At 58.9% G+C, this 20,737-nt stretch carries 14 protein-coding genes; 2 read left to right on the top strand and 12 right to left on the bottom strand.

Annotation, left to right across the window (positions count from 1 at the left end):
- Positions 1-5: 5 nt before the first annotated feature.
- The 6 genes from KW845_RS24720 to KW845_RS24695 all read right to left on the bottom strand — a co-directional run bounded on the left by KW845_RS24720 (position 6) and on the right by KW845_RS24695 (position 6,929).
- Positions 6-1,097 carry a polysaccharide biosynthesis/export family protein gene (locus KW845_RS24720; RefSeq protein ID WP_218372000.1) on the bottom strand — a complete coding sequence of 364 codons (1,092 nt, stop codon included), beginning with the start codon at positions 1,095-1,097 and terminating at the stop codon, positions 6-8.
- Positions 1,098-1,165: 68 nt separating this feature from the next.
- Positions 1,166-3,190 (bottom strand): glycosyltransferase, encoded by a 2,025-nt coding sequence (locus KW845_RS24715; RefSeq protein ID WP_218371999.1) that lies wholly within the window; start codon positions 3,188-3,190, stop codon positions 1,166-1,168.
- Positions 3,191-3,232: 42 nt separating this feature from the next.
- Positions 3,233-4,279: an ABC transporter permease gene (locus tag KW845_RS24710; RefSeq protein WP_255592906.1), complete on the bottom strand. Its 1,047-nt coding sequence runs from the start codon at positions 4,277-4,279 to the stop codon at positions 3,233-3,235.
- 86 nt (positions 4,280-4,365) lie between these two features.
- A complete protein-coding gene (locus KW845_RS24705) occupies positions 4,366-5,019 on the bottom strand; it encodes an ABC transporter ATP-binding protein (RefSeq protein ID WP_218371997.1) in 654 nt (217 codons plus the stop codon).
- Positions 5,020-5,050: 31 nt separating this feature from the next.
- Positions 5,051-5,833 carry an ABC transporter permease gene (locus KW845_RS24700; protein ID WP_218371996.1) on the bottom strand — a complete coding sequence of 261 codons (783 nt, stop codon included), beginning with the start codon at positions 5,831-5,833 and terminating at the stop codon, positions 5,051-5,053.
- A gap of 34 nt (positions 5,834-5,867) precedes the next feature.
- Positions 5,868-6,929: a glycosyltransferase gene (locus KW845_RS24695; protein WP_218371995.1), complete on the bottom strand. Its 1,062-nt coding sequence runs from the start codon at positions 6,927-6,929 to the stop codon at positions 5,868-5,870.
- An 80-nt stretch (positions 6,930-7,009) separates the two neighbouring features.
- Here KW845_RS24695 and KW845_RS24690 point away from each other — a divergent pair, with 80 nt between their 5' ends.
- Entirely contained in the window at positions 7,010-8,137 is a 1,128-nt protein-coding gene (locus KW845_RS24690; RefSeq protein WP_218371994.1) for a right-handed parallel beta-helix repeat-containing protein, read from the top strand.
- Positions 8,138-8,149: 12 nt separating this feature from the next.
- Here the strand turns inward: KW845_RS24690 and KW845_RS24685 are convergent, their stop codons facing one another.
- The 4 genes from KW845_RS24685 to wecB all read right to left on the bottom strand — a co-directional run bounded on the left by KW845_RS24685 (position 8,150) and on the right by wecB (position 16,665).
- Positions 8,150-10,006 carry a hypothetical protein gene (locus KW845_RS24685; protein WP_218371993.1) on the bottom strand — a complete coding sequence of 619 codons (1,857 nt, stop codon included), beginning with the start codon at positions 10,004-10,006 and terminating at the stop codon, positions 8,150-8,152.
- Between the two features lie 57 nt (positions 10,007-10,063).
- Positions 10,064-14,146 (bottom strand): glycosyltransferase, encoded by a 4,083-nt coding sequence (locus KW845_RS29765; RefSeq protein ID WP_218371992.1) that lies wholly within the window; start codon positions 14,144-14,146, stop codon positions 10,064-10,066.
- A 111-nt stretch (positions 14,147-14,257) separates the two neighbouring features.
- Entirely contained in the window at positions 14,258-15,526 is a 1,269-nt protein-coding gene (wecC, locus tag KW845_RS24675; protein ID WP_218371991.1) for a UDP-N-acetyl-D-mannosamine dehydrogenase, read from the bottom strand.
- Between the two features lie 8 nt (positions 15,527-15,534).
- Positions 15,535-16,665 carry a non-hydrolyzing UDP-N-acetylglucosamine 2-epimerase gene (gene wecB, locus KW845_RS24670; protein ID WP_218371990.1) on the bottom strand — a complete coding sequence of 377 codons (1,131 nt, stop codon included), beginning with the start codon at positions 16,663-16,665 and terminating at the stop codon, positions 15,535-15,537.
- A 505-nt stretch (positions 16,666-17,170) separates the two neighbouring features.
- On the opposite strand from wecB, the gene KW845_RS29760 reads away from it, so the two are divergent.
- On the top strand, positions 17,171-18,361 hold the full coding sequence (locus tag KW845_RS29760) for a glycosyltransferase (RefSeq protein ID WP_218371989.1): 1,191 nt from the start codon (positions 17,171-17,173) through the stop codon (positions 18,359-18,361).
- On the opposite strand, the gene KW845_RS24660 is transcribed toward KW845_RS29760, so the two are convergent.
- Together KW845_RS24660 and KW845_RS24655 are read right to left on the bottom strand one after the other, a co-directional pair.
- Entirely contained in the window at positions 18,343-19,329 is a 987-nt protein-coding gene (locus tag KW845_RS24660; RefSeq protein ID WP_218371988.1) for a hypothetical protein, read from the bottom strand. The two genes, KW845_RS29760 and KW845_RS24660, sit on opposite strands and share 19 nt — an antisense overlap.
- Positions 19,330-19,366: 37 nt before the next feature.
- A complete protein-coding gene (locus KW845_RS24655) occupies positions 19,367-20,713 on the bottom strand; it encodes an aminotransferase class I/II-fold pyridoxal phosphate-dependent enzyme (RefSeq protein WP_218371987.1) in 1,347 nt (448 codons plus the stop codon).
- Positions 20,714-20,737 lie beyond the last annotated feature (24 nt).

Genomic DNA, 20,737 nt, shown 5'->3' with positions numbered 1-20,737 from the left:
CAATATTAGAAGCGGTTTCCGATCAATACTGCCTGGACAATGGGGCTGATAATTTTCTGCCATTCATAGACTGCGGCATTCGTGACATAAATGGCGTCTTCGGGTTTTACGAGGAATTGTCCCGCCAGGAATATGGATTCGGGATTGCGCATGTTGAGCTGGAACACGACCGCCTTGGGCTGATTGGTTTCCGGATCGATGTTGCGGCGGAAGATGAATACACCGGTAGGATCGGCCATGGCTTCTTTCAGGCCACCGATCGAACCCATTGTTTCCAGCAGGCTGGGGTTTTCCGACGGCAAGTCGTGCAGCCCGGGGTCGGTAACCGCGCCCATGGCCACGAAGCGTTTGCGGGCACGTTCCACGATGATTTCCGAACGGGGCGGCACCGGCATATTGCGCCCGTCCAGGATATCTTTGTAGTTGTATATGCGTACGCTCTTGCCCGTGCGCACGGTGACGGTCGTCAAGTGCGGCTCGGGAATGGGGCCGCCGGCCAGGTTGATGGCATCCAGCAGCGTGAGGGGGCCTTGCAGGGTGGAAAAGCGCCCCGGTGCCTTGACGGTGCCAGCCACCAGCACGGAACCCGACAGGTCGCCCACCAGCTCCACGTGGACTTGCGGGTCGGAGGTTTTGCCACTCAGGTTTTTCTCGATCTTTTGGGCAACCTGGTCCAATGCAAGACCCTGCACGCGGATCCTGCCTGCATAGGGCAGGTTGATGTCGCCCCTGGCGTTGACGCGAACGGCGTCGAATACGGTTCCTCCCGAAGACAGGGGAGCAAAAATCGAGCCTTCCGGCGCGCTGTCCGAAATCATGATTCTCAGCACGTCGCCCGATACCAACCGAACGTTCGGCATCGGTGTGTCCGACGTCGTGCTCAACGGGGGAGTTTCTCCAGCGATGAGGTAGGGGCCGATGGTCTGGGCGCTGAGATCGACCAGCGTATAGGATGCGTCACTGTCGACCATCCGGATCGACGCGCTGTAGGGGCCGGCGCCGGACAGAATGCCGCAACCCGCAAGTGGCAGCACGAGCGCCATTACGGCCAGGCCGCGCTTGAGCGTCCCGGGAAGGAAATTGTTGTCAACGTTCATTGCGGCGCTTGTCATGAGAGTTATGCGAGTATTGACTTGATTAGTGCGATTTGTGTTGGCCTGGGCTGCTAGCGGGAAGCGGTTGCGGCTCGTTTCGTGCTTGCCGTGGCGCGGGAGCGGACCTGTTTCCTGGCATGGTCGTACACGGCTTCATAATGCCGGGCCGCCGTGGCGGGAGACCTGGTGGCGCGCGCCCAGTCGTGGGCCCGCTTTACCATTGCCTTCACCGGTACCGTTCCGGCTTCGATGCGATGCAGCAATTTGGGTAATGCGCTCCAGTCCGCAGTTAATACGATTTTCTTGTCGTTCCAGATAAGACCGCAAAACATTCCACTATCGCTTGTTTCGATGATCGGCACGCCCGATGCCATGGCGTTCAACGCCCACATGGTCAGGCGTTGCTCAGTCCAGCATTCGGACGTTTCGGGTAAGACCAGGCACTGCTGGCTGCGCAAGAATTCACGCGCTTCCGTGCTGCTGTGTTGCCGGCTGTCGACATACGCAATGTCAAGACCCGGATACTGGGCTGCAATAGTACGCCAAAGGTCGAGCCTCTGATTGTTGCCATATATGGCAAGGTGCATCTTGTCCGCTGCCCCCAGGCCGTCAAGCAGGGCAGGCAAGAGCGTGGCGGGAACGGATTCGGCGACGATCCCGATCCGTCGGGTGTTGCTGTCCTGCGTCAATGGTGCCCGGGCGGGCGTGGGATCCGGCGTATGTACGGTCTCCGGTACGACGAAGATCTTGTCGTCGGCGACACCCTGGGCGACCAGCCTGGTTTTCATGGCGTCACTGATGGTGATTACGGCCGTCGCCAAATGCATACAGCGAAGTTGCTGTTCGTGGCGTAGCGCAACAAGTTCGGATCCGGTGTGCCAGCCGGGTTCGTCGGCGTACAGGCCGAAAGGCTGCCTGATTTCGTAGACAGTCGGGATTCGCAGATGGTGGGCAATCGCCAGCCCCCGCAGAGCCAGGTCATGGCCGCGCCGTCCGGCATGGGCATGGATGACCGAAATCTGGTTTTGGCGGCACACATGGGTACCCAGTATGACGTCCAATTCCATGATCCGCGTTCGCTCGATCTTTTCCTGGGCCGAGGTACTCAGGCTATCCAGTTGAAACCAGGGTATACCCGAGCGTTCGGCTTTTTTCCACGGACCGTGCGACGGCTTCTCTTGCAGGTACTCGGCTGGAGTGAGCAGGATGGGCTGGACACCGTCGGGAGCATGTTGCGTGGCGATGTGCGCGATACATTCCAGGCCGTCTTCCCCGCCGTCCGCCGAGTCCCCGCACAGGTGGGCCACGCGGTGCGGCTGGCGGGCGTTAGGGCGCTTTTGTGCCGCCGGCGCGCCCGAATCGGATCCAGCCGCCAAGGGCAGCCAATAGGGATCCAGCTCTCGCAATTCGTCCAGCCACAGCAGAATGGCCTGGCGGTCGATCTGCCTCGAGTCCAAGGCCAGCAATGCCGCTGCGGATCGACGCAATAGCGATGCATTGCCATGGCGCCGGGCGAATGCAAGGATGTACTGCAATAGAGATAGGTCCTCGGTGCCTTCGTCAAGAGCGTCGCCGCAGGCCAGGCTGGCAGCCTGCGGTGATCTTCGCTCATGCGCCTGAAGGCTTTCCAGGGATTCCCGTTCCGCGTGCAGGACAACCTCGCCGTCTATGGTGACGCTATCGCTGCCCTGCCATTGGAGCAGACTGATGTCGACGTGGCAGGCCTCAGGCGGAGGAACAAAAGGGCGAGATTCCGATTTCTGGCTGGCGTTGGCCGCCGAGGGCAAATAGGCGGCCCACTGCTCATAGCGCTTGGAGAAGGTCCAGTGCGGGATCGGAGTGGCGACGACCTGCCCAGCGGCATCCAGGAAACGCAGGTTCAGCAATACTGCCTTCTCGTTGACGCGGTCTTCGCGGTCGAGCAATGTGATGCAAACGCGATACGCCTTGGCCGGTATGACAGGCATTCGTTGCTGCTTCAGCAGCTTGCCCGCGGCGGTTGCCGGTTGCGCGGCGCGCGGCGCTGTTGCTGCAGGCTTGCCGCCGGCCTTCTTGCTCGTTGCGGAGGAAGAGGGTGGCAATTGTCGATTGGTCATTCCGGGCCCTTACGTAAAGGTAGGGGGCAGCAGTCTGCCTGATCAGTCTCGATGGTCCTCGATCGTGGTGATGATGAATCGTGCAATGCCGTACAGTAGCCCAAGCACTATCAGAATGGTCAAGAGGTTATACAGCGCTTCGGGATACGCCGCTCGTTCCGGCAGGTTCGGCGTCGCGATCGTGACCAAGGTGCGTATCTTGCGCGTGGCTTCGATGCGGGCGTTCTGTTGCGCAGTGATGGCAAGCTTGTAGGCCTCTTCCGCCACCGACGCGTCGATGGTCAGATTGCGGAACTCCGCCGCGAGCAAGTTCATCTTGTCGTCGCCCTGTGCGGATACCAGGCGCCGCTGTTCGGCCTGCAATTGTCCTTCCAGGGCGGCGATGCGATTACGCTGCTGGCGTACCTGCGGGGAATTCGGGTTGAGGGTGGCCTCCAGGCCTTTCAGCGTCGCCCGCTCCTGGCTCAGCGAGGTTTCGATCTGGGTAATGATGCCGGCCCGCGACTGCGCGGAAGCCTGCGCATCCAGCACACTATATTTGTTCTGGAATTCCAGCAGCAGGTGCTGCTTCTCGTCATACAAGCGGCGCGCCTTCAGGAGTTCGTCGGCGGCGAACTTCATATGGTCGCGGGCGATCCGGTGCGAAATCTCGTTGACGAAGCTCTCGCTGCTTTCCAGGATCACTTTGAGCATGTCCTGGGCAAGCTGGGGATCGAACGACTGGACCTCTACGCGCAGCAGCCCGGTGACGTCATCGAAATGCGGCTGGACGATACGCTGGTAGTAGGCGAGTTTGGTCTCGGCGTCGGCGTCGGCGCTGATCCAGAAGAAGGGGTCGCGCCATTGGCCCGAATATCGCTCCACCCAATTCACACGCTGTTCCAGTTCGTTCATCAAATCGGGGGATTTGATGTATTCGGTCAGGAATAGGGTTTCTTCACGAGAAGTGGGATTGGTTCCACCCATCAGCATGGCTAGGCCGGGAACGGTTGCCGATTGGCTTTCGTCGGTTTGCCGGACGACTACAAGCGCGGAACTGGCATAGCGGTCCACCGCCAGGACGGCGTAATAGGCCAGTGCCAGCAGCATGGGGACGGCGACCAGCCAGATGGCCAGGCGGATAGATTTGAGCTTTTCGAAAGAGATCATTCTTGGCGGTGATTATCTAGTTTGAATTACGTTTGATAGGCCTTGATGCCCTCTCGAACATCCTCGTAAATATATGGCTTGCCATCGCGCAGCAGGATGACGATGTCGCACAATTTCTGGATCTGAGCCATCGAGTGGCTGACCAGTATCACCTTTGAAGTTTTCAGCCGTGTGCTGAACGCTTCAGTGCTCTTGCGGCGGAAATGCGCATCGCCGACGGCCATCACCTCATCGATCAGGTAATAGTCGAAATTGAATGCCATGCTCATCCCGAAGGCCAGGCGCGATCGCATCCCGGACGAATAGGTCCTGAATGGCTCGTCGAACCACCTGCCGATCTCGGCGAAGTCTTCCACATAAGCGATCTTTTCTCTCATCAGATCGCCGGTGGCGCCATGAACCCTGCATACGAACTTGACGTTGTCGCGACCGGTCAGGCTGCCCTGGAAGCCACCGCTCAGACCCACCGGCCACGAGATATTCTTGTCGGTGATGACCTTCCCGGAGTCAGCGGTGTCCGCTCCTCCCAGCAACCTCATCAGAGTCGTCTTTCCGGAGCCATTGCGTCCGATGAGCCCGATATTGCGATCGGGAGGGATGACTAGCGATATATTCCTGAATACATACCGGCGGCCTCGTGCCGTCAAGTATGATTTGGTCAAGTTGCGAAGTTCAAACATGTCTATTCGAGCTGGATTGGACTGTCGTCTTTTACAGCGACATGAGTTGCAGGCGCCGTAGCCGATACATGCCCATGCCCAGGAAAAGCAGTACGAGCGTGCAATGAATGACGTATTCGAGCGATATGCCGTCGGCGATACGATAAAAAGGAAAGACATTTACCCGAATCAACTCCATGAAATGGAGAAACGGGTTCCACAGTAATAGCGGCATCCATTGCGGTGGGAAATGGGAGGGAGGATAGACCACGCCAGAAAGCAGGTACAGCGGCATGAATATCAGTCGCAGCACCATCTTGCTTTCCGGCAGGACGCTGACGATCATCACCAGATTCAATCCCAGTGCAAACGCGAACACCAGCCCAAGGGCAATCACCCCCAGCCATTCGATGGGCCGCACGATCCGAGTGTCGAATCCTATCCAGGTAAACGCCGCGAGCAAAATGATGAATACCGTGGCAGACAGGCTGAATTCCACCACAGCGCGGGCGACAAAAGTGCTGAACGGCTGTATTTGCTTGTAGGCAAATAGAGCCTTGTTGGCTTCTACGCTGCTCATGAGCTTGAGCGATATATTCTTGTACAGCAGGAACGGCGTGAGGCTGACAAGAAGGAATACCGGAAAATCCAGTCCCGGAATGCTCCGGCCGCGCAGGTACACCATGATGGCCGTTATGGCCAGAATATGGGCCAGCGGCTCAAAAATCGTCCACATGGCTCCCATGCGTATGCGGCCGAAGCGCCCCTGCATTTCTCGCAGCACGAGCGCATATATCACCGTCAGGAAAATTTTTAGCGACGAGCGTCTTTGCATGGTTTATATGGGCATCCAGCTCATTTTGATTCGTTCAGCAATGCCTGCCGATCGGCACGATTTCCAGTATTTCGCCCAATCGCTTTTCCCAGGTATGGCGCTTCAACACATGCTCGGAAGCCGAGCGTACCATGTCGCGGTCAGAGGGGCGCCAGCCATTCCGCAATGAGTCAAAGAGCGTGCTCATTTCCTCTGGACTGGAGACAATATGGCATAGCTCGGGAAACAGTTTCTTTATCGATAATGCAGGAGTGCTGACAGCCAGCCCTCCGGATGCAAGAATCTCGAGGAATCGACGCGAAAACATCGTCGCGGAATCTTCGATGGTATTGACGTTCAGGCATAGCATGTGCTCGCGATAAATCTGGGCCGTCCTGGCATGGTCGATTTTGGTGTGTATGTCGATCCATGGGCGAACAGGATACCTGTAGACTTCCGATTTTCGGTCCGAGTTTCGATCATAAACTGTCAATCCAATGTCGCGCGCGCTTTCGAATAACATATCCTGCCACATGCGCCGACGCGGATGGATGTGGTGGCTGTAACTGCCGACAAAACAGGCTCGACCATATCGATATGTGTCATTGCTCGGTGCATGCAGCGCGGGCTGAATGGAAAACATCAACGTTGCCAGGCGCGCATCGTCTCCCAGGGCTGCACGGTATAGCGGTATTGCGTTCTCGTCGACCGTGAAAATATAATCAAAAAGCGAGGCACTATTAATGAATCTATCAAAATGGATAGCGTCTTCCTTGTTCCAGAAAACGCTGGGTATTCCCAGTTCCCTGGCATAGGAGACCACCCGTCGCAGTTCGTCGTTGGTGCGCTTGGGGTGTTCCTTGTATGACGCAATCTTGAATTTCCATGCATTGTTCCTGCCACACCAGGCAGATTCAGTCAGCAAAATGTCAGGGCGCCAGTACTTCAGCATCCATTTGTAGTTGCGAGGCGATACCGCACGTACCTGGCATTCGTAGGAAAGGCACAATGAAGTGAAATCATCGGAGATCAGTGCAACCTTGAGGTTCTTGAATTCGCCGGACAGCTTAGCCTGCTTGCCGAGTACAGGACGTTTGAAAGGGTAAAAGGAAATCATCAGATGATGGCATCGGGAAAGCGTCTGGCAGTGCAGGAGGGTGCGCAAATGGTCATGACGCTATGCAACAATATATTAGGATGAAGCTGTTTATTGATAGGTTGATGTACATTGCCACAGATTGTGGATTTTTCCTGCTAGGGCGCAATATGTCTATACCATTATATAGAGTCAAACTCGCGGTGGCACTTGGATTGCTGTTGATATCGGCTGTTGATGCGCGTTTGACACAGGCGCGGGAGTTGACCATCTATGTAGCACCTCAGGAGCAAAAGTCAGGCACAGGCCTGAAGCCGGCCGAGCCGGTCGGCTCGCTCGCGGAGGCGCTCCGGGCCGCGAAGGCCAACATGGCTGAGGACGTGACCGGCGTCACCGTCCAAGTCGCCAGCGGCACGTATAAGGGACAGCGGCTGAGGCTCAATGGAACGCCAGGCGATGTGCCCTTCCATCTGCAGGCCGACCCGAAAGCTTCCAGCCGCCCGAAATTCGATGGCGGAGGAAAGGGTGTCTGGTTCGTGCTGAAGTCGACCAAACACGATACCAGTCCGGTGCGCATCTCCGGCCTCGAGGTCTTCAACTATGTCAGCGCGGTTTCGTTGAGCGGACAGCGCAAATCCGAAGACCTGTGGAACGGCGGCAACGAGATTACGGACAACGTGTTCGCCAAAATCGGGCAGGGCAATGCCAAGAGTCGCCCGGCCACGGCAGCGGTGAGTCTTGTCAACTCTCGAAACAACAAGGTTGTCGGGAACACTTTCAAAGATATCCGCAATGTGAAGGACTGCAATCTTTTGCACGCTATATATATTGCCCACTATTCGGCCAATAATATTATTTCCGACAATGTATTTGATGGCGGCTGCGGGGCAGCGATCAAGGTCAGGGATGCCTCGCATGCCAATAAAATCGTGCGGAACAAATTCGTGAATCAGCAGGCGGAAGCGTTTCAAGACTCGTTCTGCGATAAGTCTCGAAGCTCGATGTGCACCAAGAGCACGGCCGAATGCCCCTCGTGGGATACCGTCTTCGAAAATAACACCATGGCAAAGCTTCCGAAAATGCAGGCCTTTTCGGCATCCGCCGGCAAGGCCCCGATCAAGCAGCCTAAACTGACCGTCGTGAAAGGGCAGGCTCAGCCGCCCGGGTGTCCTACTCCCCCGGGCCAGCCGCGGCGTATCAAATCCCTGGAAAATAAGTATGTAGACTAATTGGCATTGGATTTATTCGCGCGTGCCCAGGCTCGAAAGCGCCATGGCGCGCGTGAGTATTTCGGGCACCAGTTTTTCCGGTTCTCCCCGATGGCCGGGGCGATCGTGATAGAGCCAGGTCTGCAGCGTGCCGTCACGGGCGCTGCCGCCCTTGAGCGGAAGCCCGAATTGACTGCAGAACGGAACATAATGATGTTCGTAGTGGCGCTTGTCGTTCCGGCTTTGCACATATAGCACTTTGGCGTTGGGCGTGCGGTCAATTGCGTCGATGGCGGACAACCGCTCCTTGATCAGCTCAGGTGCGAGGGCGTCTGCGCTGGATACCCCGAATGCAATCTTCAAGAAGTTGTTGACGGCCCGAAGGTTGTACCGCAGGACATGGCTCTGCGGATTGATGGCGACGGCAGTGGCATCCCCCAGGGCCGCGGCCAGGGTCATGGCCCCGAATCCCCCTCCGGACGAACCGTAGATGATCACGTCAGAGGTCTTGATCCCGAGTTTTTCGCACGTGGCCCGAACCAGTTCCGCCATGGCCGTCGTCCAGTTATTGGCTGCCGTACCGACGTACCACGCCAGCGCGAGCTTGCGGCCCGCCCAGGCTATCGTGGGGTCGGTGATGCATAGCATCGACCCTGGAAGCGTAGGGTGCCAGCTATAACGGGTGAACTCGGGCCCGCGGATTTTCCAGTTGCGTGCTCCCGAAAGCATGATAAACAGCTTTTGGGTGGAGCGCTTTCGAATGAACAGGCAATCGAACTTGTGGCCGTCGGGCAGGTCGACAGTGAAACGGCCTTTCTTCAGCTTGGGCTGCTCTTTGTATTCCGCCAGGCCCGAGAATATCTTCCAGGGTTTTTCGATAAGTTGGGCGGGCAGAGATTCTTTCTGTATATATACTTGCTTGACCTTCTCGGGTTCGCTGTGCGTGATGGCCTGTTCCGCCAGGGTCACCTCTTCCAGCCCCGAATCGTTGAATGCAATTGCGTGCTCGATGATGTCCGCGAACAGATCCTGGGGTTCGGCGGAAGTGCGGCTGCCCCCCTCGTCGTAGAGCATGACTTCCATGTTGTCGTCGCGGAAGGAGCCGGCTGACGAGTCAAGTCCGAACGCACTGCAAAAAGGCAGGAAGTGCCTATGGAATGTATGGGCATCAGCTCGATTCTGCACGTACACGAGCTTGGTTTCGGCCGCGCCTTGCAGCGCCACGATGGCGGAAAGCCGCCGCTCCAGATCGTCGGTGTGCTTCAACACATCGCTGCCCGAGCCAAAGCATTTCGAGAAGAATGAATTGACGAAAGCTGTATGGTATTGCCGTACATCCGTATGCGGGTTGATGGCAATGGCAGTGGCCGGGCCCAGCCCGCATGCAAGCTGGATAGCCGCCAGCCCGGCGCCGGCCGTTCCCAGGACATAAATGTCTTCAGGCATCAGGTTGGAGTTGGCGGCAACTTGTTGCACCAGTCGCACCAAAGCCTGGCCCCAGTCGTGGCGCACCGTGCCCAGGTACCACCCCAGGCTCAGCGTTCGGTCGAGAAACAGCGTCGGATCGGACACGTACAAGACCGATCCGGGAAGCTGCTGATGGGGTTTGAGCGCCTTGAAGGTCGGCAAGGGGCTATTCGGCGCATGGGAACTGGTCAATACGATGAACAGGCGCGAATATTCCGGCCGCAAGTCCAGCCTGCACTCGAACAGGCCGGTGTCGGCATGGACGGAGAACCGACCTTCCTTGAGCGGGCTGTCCCGGTATACCTCCAGGCTGGGAAATTGTGAGTCAGCGGGTGCAGGTTCGTCATGGGGCAGCACTTTGGGCTGCAGGTCGTTCGCCGAAATGCCCGAATTCGTCGCCTGGAATTCGGTGTTCGGTCGCATGCTCGTTACGGTGCCTATCATTGAGTTTCTCGATAATGAGAGCTTAATCATGATCCATCAGCTTGGCGCCAGCGTCCTGCGGTAAACCTGAGCAACCTCTTCACCCGCAGTCGTCCAGGTCCGATTTTCGATGACCCATTCACGTCCCTTCTTGCCAAGAGCCGTACGCAATTCGGGTGATTCAAAGAGCGAGACTACCTTGTCGGCCAGGCTGTCGGGATCTCCTTTTTCAAAGATCAATCCGGTCTCTCCATCGAGGATGATCTGGCTCAGGGCCCTGACGCTCGATGCCACAACGGCCTTTTCAAGGGCGAGCGCCTCGAATGGCTTCATTGGCGAAACAGTTTCGCACACTTGCCAGGGCTTGCGTGCATAAACCAGCACATCAATCAGTGAATAGTAGTTCTTGACCACGTCATGCGGCACCCGTCCCGGCAGGATCAGTTTGTCACCCAACTGTCTGGCCAGGGCCTTGTGGTTCTGCTGCCCGCGGCCGTCGCCCACCAGCAATACGCGGCAGTCGATTCCGCGGGCGAGGATGCGTTTGGCGGCGCGAATGAGATCGTCCAGCCCCTCGTAGTCCACGAATGTGCCGACATAGCCCATCACTGGCACACCCGGCGGGATGCCCAGTTTTTCGGCCAAGGCGTCATCGCGCGGGATCGGCACGAATTGTTCGGGCGACACGGAGTTGGGGATCAGATGGATTTTCTCGCGATCTGCGCCGCGCGAAACCAGTTCGTCCACCATGCCTTCGGTAAGCGTGATGACGCGATCCGCATTCAGGATGGTGAAGGTCTCCAGGTCGCGGATGCGATCGATCAGGTGCTGGAGCGCCCCTGTCTTGTCCCGAGAGGCGTGGACGAGTTCCCAAAGGCCGGATACTTCGTAAACGAAGGGCAATCCCGCCCGGCGAGCCGCGATCAGCGCGGGGAGTGCCGTGAGGTACGTCGACCGGCCATGCACGAGGGCGGGGCGTTCCTGGCGCAGGACTCGCTCGAACTCGTCGATCATGCTGAGCATGTATTCGATTTCGCTCACTGCGCCACGATTGGCGCCGCCGAAAATCCGGTGGTAGGAAATGCCGTCGACCACATCCGCGTCGTCGAAGGTCTCATCGGGCCCGATTTCCCGGGTATCGACCGGAAAGCCCGGGCGCGTATAGGGGGTGATGTCGAAACCGGCAGCGAGCGTTCCCTTGACAATGCCATGTGCCCGGGTGGCGTAACCGCCGGACAGGTGAGGCAAGCTGCTGTGCAGGAAGTAGAGCGTCTTGGTTTCCGAGACCGGCACGACACGGTTTTCTTCGCCAGTGCCGAAGGCGCGTGTCAACAGAGTCTGGAATCGAGCCAGTTCGACGATATGCGCTCCGTCGCTCCGAACCGCATGGATAGGGTATTTCGGGTGCAGGACCTGGGCTTCGATGACGTCGTGAGCCTTGCCGCCTGTCTTCAGCCAGGTGCGTTCCTGTTCGACCCAGACGCGCCCGTTCTCCCCAAGGCGTTTACGCAACTCGGGTTGCTCGATCAACAGACGCAACTGGCGAGAGAAGTCGGCTACATTGCCTTTTTCGAAGATGAGACCGGTTTGTTCGTGCTCGACCATCTCGGACAGCGCGCGCACGCTCGACACGAGAACGGCTTTCTTCATCGCCATCGCTTCCAGCGGCTTCATGGGGGAGACCATCTCGCAAACGGGTAGCGGTTTGCGAGGGAAGGGCGCAATGTCGATGAGCGAGTAGTGGCTTTCGACCTCGGAGTGCGGAATGCGGCCCGGCATGATGAGCCATTTCGAGAACCCGGCTTTCTCCGCGATGTCGCGGACCGCCTGCGTGATCGGGCCGACTCCCGTGCCCGAGACATCCTCGTTGCCCACCATCAGCAGGCGGAATTCGATGTTCTGTTCCTTGAGTTGAGCGCATGCTCCGGCCAGGTCTTCCAGGCCTTCGTAGTGGACGAACGTTCCGATATAGCCGATGACAGGCACATTGGGCGGAATATTCAGGCGCTTGGCCAGGGCTGCATCGCGTTCGCCCGGGTGGAAGCGGGTGGGATCGCACGAGTTCGGCAGTAGTACGATTTTCTCCGCTTCAACACCGCGGTCGATCAGCTCGTCGCGCATCGCTTCGGTAAGCGTGAACACCTGGTCGGCGCGCGCGGCCAGGCCGCCTTCCATCGCGCGGTCCACCGCATATGCGATCGTCTTGGCGAATTCGGGTTGCCGGGAAATGCGGGTGACTTCCCAGAAGCCCCGCACTTCATAGACAAAAGGCAGTCCGAGCCGTCTTGCGGCAAGCATCGCCGGCAACGCGGTCTGGTAATTGGAGGCGGCGATGACCACTGAAGGGCGCAAGGCGCGCAGGCGCTCCGTCAGCGCATCGGCAGCCGCCACCAGGTATTCATCAGCGGGCAGGCCGTCTCGGGAGATCGAGGTCGATCGCTTGGGTTCCAGAACGCGTTCGTAGCGGATACCGTCGACCGACTCCTCGGCCGGGATGTCGGACAGGCTGAGCGAAGTGTTGATATCGAGTGGGAAACCCGGCCGCGTCAGCATGATGACTTCGTAGCCCGCCAGCTTGAGCCCGCTGGCGATGCCGTGTGAGCGTGTGGCATACCCGCCCGAAGAGAACGGCAACGAGTTGTGAAGGATGTAGACGGCGCGATTGGGTTCCGGGGTGATCGGCGTGACGGGATCGTCCATATGGCGATCCAGCAAGTGCAGACGGTAGATCCGGTGCTCCTGCAGTCGCTTCAGGCTCTCGATTTTCTTGGGGCCCGCGCCCCGGTAGAGATGCTCAAGGGTCTTGACCGCGCGGTATGCCAATTCAGGCCGGTTGGCGTGCACGGCCGCCCATAAATAGCCGCGCCAGATGGCGTCGTCCTGGAATTGCTTGATCGCCAGTTCCGCCAGAGGCCATTCGATTTCCTTGGCGCCCTGCTCGCGGAAGTTCTTGCCAATGGCCAGCAGCGACATGGCATTGGCTCGCGCAGGACGATCGCCCTTGGGGTTGACAAGCTTGAGGACGGCGGCGGCGCCATCTTCGCGGAAGGCTTCCAGATACTTGTTCAAGTCCGTGCCAACGACCTTGGCAATCTGCGCCTTGCTCGATTTCTCGCTCGCGTTTTCCGACGAGGCAACATTGGCCAACTTGGCGGCCTTGAGCGCGCGGCGCTTTTTCCCATCTTGCAGCAGCGTCCAGAACAGACGCGGCAAGGCAACGAACTGGCCCCACGATTGGGTCGCTCCGACCAGCATCTTCCCCAGTCGGAATGAATCGCTGCGATACACGGCAGCCAGGGTGCCTTCCATGGAAGCGTGCTGTCGCGTCGCCTTGCGCAGCTCCATGTTCAGCGTGCGATTGTCGTTTTCGAACTGAGCCTTGACCGTCAGCAGGTCCAGGTTTTGCACTTGCAGATCGCGGCACTGGGTTTGCAGCGCTTCGACTTCATCAGTGTGGTTCGCAGTGCGATCCTGCAATGCCTTGAGTTGTTCCTCGGCTGCACGATGCGCCTGCGCCGCCTCCTGCCACTTCCTCTTGGCTTGTTGCCAGCGGCGACTGACGTCTTCCAGGCGGCGCTGTCGGTCGGACAGGGCTTGATCCGACGACACCAGCAATTCATGGAGATCTTTGAGCTGATATTCGCTGGATATCTGCCGGGTCGCCAGGCAGCGGACGCATCCGTCGTCATACGACAAGTGCTGGACTTGGAGATGTCGTTCCAGTGCCAAGGCGACTTGAATGGGGGAGGCGCCTATCGTCGACACTATCAGGGTGCCGTAAGGCTTGATCAGCCCTACTGCCCAGTGCAGTTGCAAGGGCAGTTCCTTGGCATCGTCGCTGAGGCTCGTCACGATAGCGCAATCGTAGGGACTCGACGCCGGTATTGAGCCCAAAGTGGTAACAGCCACCGTGTCGACTGTGGTGCCGTTGGCGGCCAACGCATCGGCCAGACCCGGCACGGAGCCGCCAACGAGAACAACGTTCTCGCCGCGTTGATGCTCCTTGATCCAGGCGATACGAGGATTATTCATCTCAGAGGGCTTGGCGGGCTTGCGGCGCTTGGGGCTCTTTACCGTGGCCTTGTCCGTGGGCAAGCCAATCGCCATCTCTGCGCTGTTTTTAACGGCGTCAGTCGTCACTGCTACTCCTAAATCGATTCAATCCGGCCCCCTTTTAACCGGGCTTTGACAAATCATGGCGGTTCCCGCGATGCTCGCGGGTACCGCCGATTGCCAACTTATTGGTGTTTTTTACTGCACGATACCTACGGCGTCTACAAAGATCTGTCCGTCGCGGCGTTGCAGCTTGGCCTCGCGGAACGGCGTGTGGGAAACCAGCACGGCTACCACGTCGGCCGTCGCCAGTGCATCGTCCAGCGACGAAAGTTCGTATTCGCGCAGATCGCGCGGCATTTCCTCGATGTAGGGCTCGACGATCTTGAACTTGCAGCGCAGCGAACCCAGCACCGCTTCGGTGATATGGAGGGCGGGGCTTTCACGCAGGTCGTCGATATCGGGCTTGAAAGCCAGTCCCAGCAGGGCCACGGTAACGTCCTCGAGTTTCTTGCCCGAGGTCACGACTTGCTCGACGGCCGCCTGGACGCGGTCGGCCACCCATTTGGGCTTGCCATCGTTGACCTCGCGGGCCATGCGGACCATACGGGCCTGTTCTGGCGTCTTGTCGACGATGAACCAGGGGTCGACCGCGATGCAGTGGCCGCCCACGCCTGCGCCCGGCTGCAGGATGTTGACGCGCGGATGGTGGTTCGCCAGCTTGATCAGTTCCCAGACGTTGATGTCTAGACGATCGCAAATCAGCGACAACTCGTTTGCGAACGCGATGTTGATGTCGCGGAACGCGTTTTCGGTGAGCTTGGACATCTCGGCCGTGCGCGCGTTGGACGCCAGCAGCTCGCCCTCGACAAACAGGCGATAGACGGCGCGCGCCTTCTCGGTCGATTGGGCATTGATCCCGCCGATGATGCGATCGTTCTCCACCAGTTCGCGGACTACCTGGCCCGGCAGCACGCGTTCGGGGCAATATGCCACGTAGACGTCGCTGTCCGTGCTGCCCGGCAGGGGCAATGCCAGGTCAGGGCGCAATTCGGACAGCCACTGCACGACTTGCTCGGTCGTGCCGACGGGAGAGGTCGATTCCAGAATTACCGTGTCGCCTTTCTTCAGCACGGACGAAATTGCCTCGGTCGCCGCCCTGACATACGACAAATCGGGCTCGTGATCGCCCTTGAAGGGCGTGGGCACTGCGATCAGGAAGGCATCGGCCGGCTCTGGCTTGGTCGTTGCGCGCAGGTAGCCCTGGGTCACGGTTGACTGCACGACCATGTCCAGTTCGGGTTCGACGATATGGATCTTGCCTTGGTTGATGGTGTCGACGGCGTGCTGGTTGATGTCGACGCCGATGACTTTGACCCGTCGGGAGGCGAGCACTGCCGCCGTAGGCAATCCGATATATCCGAGCCCGATAACGGAGATGGTATTCAGGGGGGTGTCCGTGGTCATGCTGATGCTCACTCTTGGGAATGTTGATTAAGGAGTGCTTGAACTATTTGCAGCGAAGCTGTCCCGTCCCCATAGGGATTGTGGGCATACGCCATTTTCTTGTATTCGATCTCATTGTCGGTAAGGTCTTTGACGCTCTGCACGATACGCGCAGCATCGGTTCCGACCATTCTGACCGTGCCCGCGGCAACGGCTTCGGGGCGTTCCGTGGTGTCCCGCATGACCAGCACGGGTTTGCCGAGCGAGGGGGCCTCTTCCTGGATGCCGCCGGAGTCGGTCAGGATCAGGAAACTGCGGCGCATGAGGTACACGAACGGCAGGTAGTCCAACGGTTCGACCAGATGCACGTTCTTGAAACCGCGTAGCAATCTGTTCACGGGTTCGCGTACGTTGGGGTTCAGGTGGACCGGATAGACAAAGTCCATCTGGGGGTAGACCTTGGCCAGGTCCGCGATGGCCGTGCAGATATTCTCGAAACCGCCGCCGAAGTTCTCTCGTCGATGACCGGTGATGAGGACCACCTTGCGGTCCTCAGCCAAAAACGAGAATTGATCCGAAAATTGCTTCAATAACACCGTATCATTTTCGATCTTGGTCTTGACGGAAAGCAGGGCGTCGATGACGGTATTGCCTGTCACGAAGATGCGATCTTCCGGCTTGCGCTCTTGCCGCAGGTTCTGGCGTGCCTGTTCAGTTGGAGCGAAGTGCAGGTCCGCCAGAACCCCGGTGATTTGGCGGTTGGCTTCTTCGGGCCAGGGCGAGCGAATATTGCGGGTTCGCAGGCCGGCTTCCACATGTCCTACGGGAATCCGCGAATAAAATGAGGCCAGCGAAGCTGCTAAGGTAGTGGACGTGTCGCCGTGCACCAGCACATAATCAGGCTTGATATCAGAAAGCACCGACTTTATGCCGTTAAGAATATCTGTCGTAATGGAAAAAAGGTCTTGGCCGGGACGCATTATATTCAAATCGAAATCCGGCTTGATCTCGAATAATTTCAATACTTGGTCCAGCATCTCCCGGTGCTGCGCGGTCACGCAGACATAGGATTCGATATTCGGATGATTCGATAATGCGTTGACCAGGGGAGCCATCTTGATGGCTTCCGGCCTGGTGCCAAATACGGTCAGTATTTTCATGTGGTCTGCGGGTTTCGGGCGATTCATTGGTGCGAAACGAACTCGTAACTCTACCCCACGGATAGGTCAATCTCGTGAATCCCGAGGATAATCAAATGTATCTTTTGTGTCTAAAAAAGGGGGTTTGACAAAATGCCGCCCAGGTAGGTAATCCGGTGTTTTTTCTAGGGGTTGAGAGCGGAATCCTGAGGGGGCGGCCTCTTGCGTGACGGCTGTCGGGGGCCGCAAAACACTATATGCCCTCCGGGTTGCAAATTATTGTAATTGAAGGGCTGGGCTAAGAATTGGAAGCTGCCAATTGCAGTGGCGTAACGTGCCAAGATATGTAGTTTGCCATAAAAGGCAACTTATATATAGTTTTTACTGGATCATATAAAGACCTGCTTGGTTTGTCGTCCGTGTCCGAAGTAATGCAATATTTGCGAATAATTGTTACATACCTGGGGTGTCCAGGGCCGCATATTGAGAGGTCGCGGTCGGCTGCTCACAGTAGATAGGGGACTCTGTGCGAATCGAGAATCTAACGGCCAGCCCGCGCTCGGGCCCGTCGGCGTTTGTGGCGGGAGTTACGGGAGCGCATCATGCGATTGAAGTGCTTCCCGATTTATTAATGTATTACCCCGTACTGAAGCTGAATCCTTTCCTGGAATTGCTGTACGGCGGCGCGGGAGCGGCAGGGGTCGTGGTCATCCCGTTGTCGGATATACGGGTCGTCGACGAAATCGCCTGGGGCGATCGCACGGTCATTCACTTGCACTGGTTGCACACATTATTGAGCCCCGCGAAATCCCAGGGCGAGGCCCATGTCATTGTCGAAGAGTTCGCCCAGACCATTTCGGGTTGGAAGGCGCGGGGCATCAAGATCGTCTGGACAGTGCACAACGTATTGCCGCACCGGCCGCGTTTCCCGGATGCGGAGCTTGCATTGCACCAGCTCGTCAGCGTAGAGGCTGATCTCGTGCATGTGATGAACCGGCAGACTCCCAGGCTTGCCGAGTCGTCGTATCGGTTGCCCGATGGTCGTACCGTCCACGTGCCGCACCCTTCCTACGCGGGCTGGTACGGAAACGCCCTGGGTAGGGCCCAAGCCCGGCAGTTGCTGGGGATCAGGGACGACGAATGGGTATTCCTGTGTTTCGGGTCCTTGCAGCGTTACAAAGGGCTGATGGAGCTTGTGGAGGCCTTCGAATCGTTACGCAAGGAGAATCCCGCACGGCGCGTGAGGTTGTTGATCGCCGGCATCGTGGCCGACACGGAATACGTCAAGCAACTGAAGCAGCGCGCAGCGGCTTGCAGCGAGATCTCGATCATCGCGCGCAGTATTCCCGAGGGGCATATACAAGTCTATTTCAACGGGGCAGACGTGATAGTTGCGCCCTATACTCGCACGTTGAACTCCGGAGTGGCGCTATTGGCCGCCACTTTTCGGCGCCCCATGGTCGCTCCTGCCATGGGCGCGATGACGGAAGTCCTGGGAGCGGAGCATCCGCTTTTGTACGATGCCGCCCGTGAAGCGGGGCTGCTGGACGCCATGCGGCAATCCGTGGACCACACCGTCCAGCCCGGCTATTTTGACGAGATCCTGGAACGGCACGAGCCAAACAGGATTTCGGCGCTTTTCTTTGCCGAGGTGAAGAAAATGCTCGACGGTAAACCGCGGCCCCGCAAGGGGCGCGCTCAGGGGCGCAGGAAATAAAGCTGTTGCCAGTCGTCCAACTGCTCGCGGATGACTCGCTCGAATAGCCTGTCCAGGCAGGCGGCGATTGCAGCCTGCTGTTCTTCGTTCCTGGCGGCCGGCGCCGCCAGGTCGTCGTGCACGCGCAGGTCAAACCGCGTGCCGGCGATGCGCTGCATATGAACAGGCGTCAGCGGCGCGCCGGTTGCCGCCGCCAGCCGAATGGCCAGGCTCAGATTGCTGCCATACGGCATGGGCCTGCCGAAGGTGGGAAAGTAGATCTGCTTGCCGCGCGCTTCGTCCAGGTGGATCAGAATGGCGCCGCCTGGCGTACGGAGATGGTCCAGCAATTGGCGCGTGGTCCGCAGGCCGGGTTCCAGCACCGAGGCCCCATGCTTGCTGCGCAGCTTTTCGCTGAGCCGCTGGCGAAAGCGGTTGGGCAGCCTGCGGCTGACGGTCATGCCACGCGGGCCGATCAATTGCATCAGGCACATGCCCAGAAGATCGCCCAGGTTGCCGGTGTGCACCGATACGAAGATCCGGGACCGCGAGGGGTCGGTGAGGTCCAGGCGCCGATGTTCCGGCACGATGGCTACCCGCCTGGCATTCCAGACGCGGTCCATGATCAGTGTTTCCAGGAGGGCGCGCCCGGAATTGCGATGCAGCCTGTCGAGCAGGGCATCGATCTCGCTGGCGGGCAGGGCGGGGGCCGCCACGGTGAGCGCCTTGCGGGCCTGGGCCTCGAGTTTCCTGCGCGCGGCGCCGACGTGGCGTCCTCGCATGGCTCCGAGCTTCGAGCACAGGTCGATGGGCAGCAGCCGGAACAGATAATAGACGGCCAATTCCCCGGCGCCGCCCAGTGGCTGTTCTATCCAGTATTTGACCCAGTTGCGCCGCGCCTCGGTGCCGCCCAGCACCGAGGCCAGCCCGGGCGGGCCCGCGGGCCTGGCCGGGGGCCTGATTATCGGCACATTGCGCTGTCTCGCCACCTCGGCATCTTCCTGCTAGTGATTGAAACCGTGCCGCCTACAGCGCGGCCGCGAGCAAGTCGACGGTATGGCGCAATTGCTCTTCCGTGTGCGTGCACGATATGAAGAACCGCAATCGCGCGACACGCTCCGGTACGGCAGGATAGAGGATGGGCTGGACATTGACGCCTTGTTCGAACAGCAATGTGGACAGCCTGGCGGCCTTCAACGAGCTGCCGGTGATTGCCGGGATAACGGCCAATCCCGCGCTTGTGCCTGTATCGACACCGGCGGCCCGGGCGAGTTCCAGGAAATACTTTCCGCGCGCCTGCAGGGTGGCTACCCGTTCCGGCAGACTTTGCATACGCTGCAATGCGACCAGCGAAGCCGCCGCGACGCTGGGGGGCATGCCCACGCTGTATAGAAATCCCGGCGCCAGGAATTTCAGATGCTCGACCAGCGCGCTTTCACCGGCGATGAATCCGCCGCAACCCGCCAGGGACTTGCTGAGTGTGCCCATCCAGATGTCGACATCCTTGCCATCGATGCCGAAATGCTCGCGAAGACCGTATCCCCGGGCGCCCATGACGCCCAATGAGTGGGCTTCGTCGATCATCAGGAAGGCCTTGTGGCGTTGCTTGATCTCGATGAAGCGGGGCAGGTCCGGGAAATCGCCGTCCATGCCGTACAACCCTTCCAGCACGATCAGCACGCGCTCGAAGTCGCGGCGCTGATCTTGCAGGATGCGATCCAGCGCTGCCCAGTCATTATGGGCGAACGGCAGGCGGCGAGCCCCCGACAGCTGTATGCCCTGCAGCACGCTGTTGTGGATCAGCTCGTCGTGCAGGACCAGGTCGCGCGAGCCAAACAGGTGCCCGATGGTCGATACGTTGGTGGCATGGCCGCTGACGAAGACGATCGCATCGTCCACGCCGTACATCCCGGCCAGGGCCTGCTCGAGCTGCCGGTGGACCGGGCGTTCGCCAGACACCAGCCGGCTTGCCGAGACCGACGTGCCGTATTGATCCAGCGCTTCCTTGGCCGCTGCGATGACGGCCGGGTCGCCCGACATGCCCAGGTAATCGTAGCTGGCGTAGTTGATATAGGTCTTGCCGCTGATGCGGGTCTGCGACCCGGCGATTCCCTCGTGAACCTTGAAAAACGGACTGCGCACGGCCATGCGCGCGGCACCTTCATTCAGGATGCGCAACTGGCGATACCCCGGGTGCTGGTCGAAACGATAGAACTCTTCGGGCAAGGCTGCGAGACCGTCGAGCGGGCGCGGCAGCGAGGGCTGGGATTGTTCTTGCTCGACCTGGCGGAACTTGCGTTCCAGGCTTTGTTGGATCAGCTTGTCTTTGATATTTGCCGTCAGGCCAGGCAACCCTTTCTTGGTCGTGCTCATGACTGCGTTACAACATCGGTGGCT

Origin of the sequence: Bordetella sp. BOR01, assembly GCF_019218885.1 — a bacterium.
In the GTDB taxonomy this organism is placed as follows: domain Bacteria; phylum Pseudomonadota; class Gammaproteobacteria; order Burkholderiales; family Burkholderiaceae_B; genus Bordetella_A.
The sequence above is the reverse complement of the archived record's forward strand: the minus strand, read 5'-3'. Positions and strand labels throughout refer to the sequence as shown.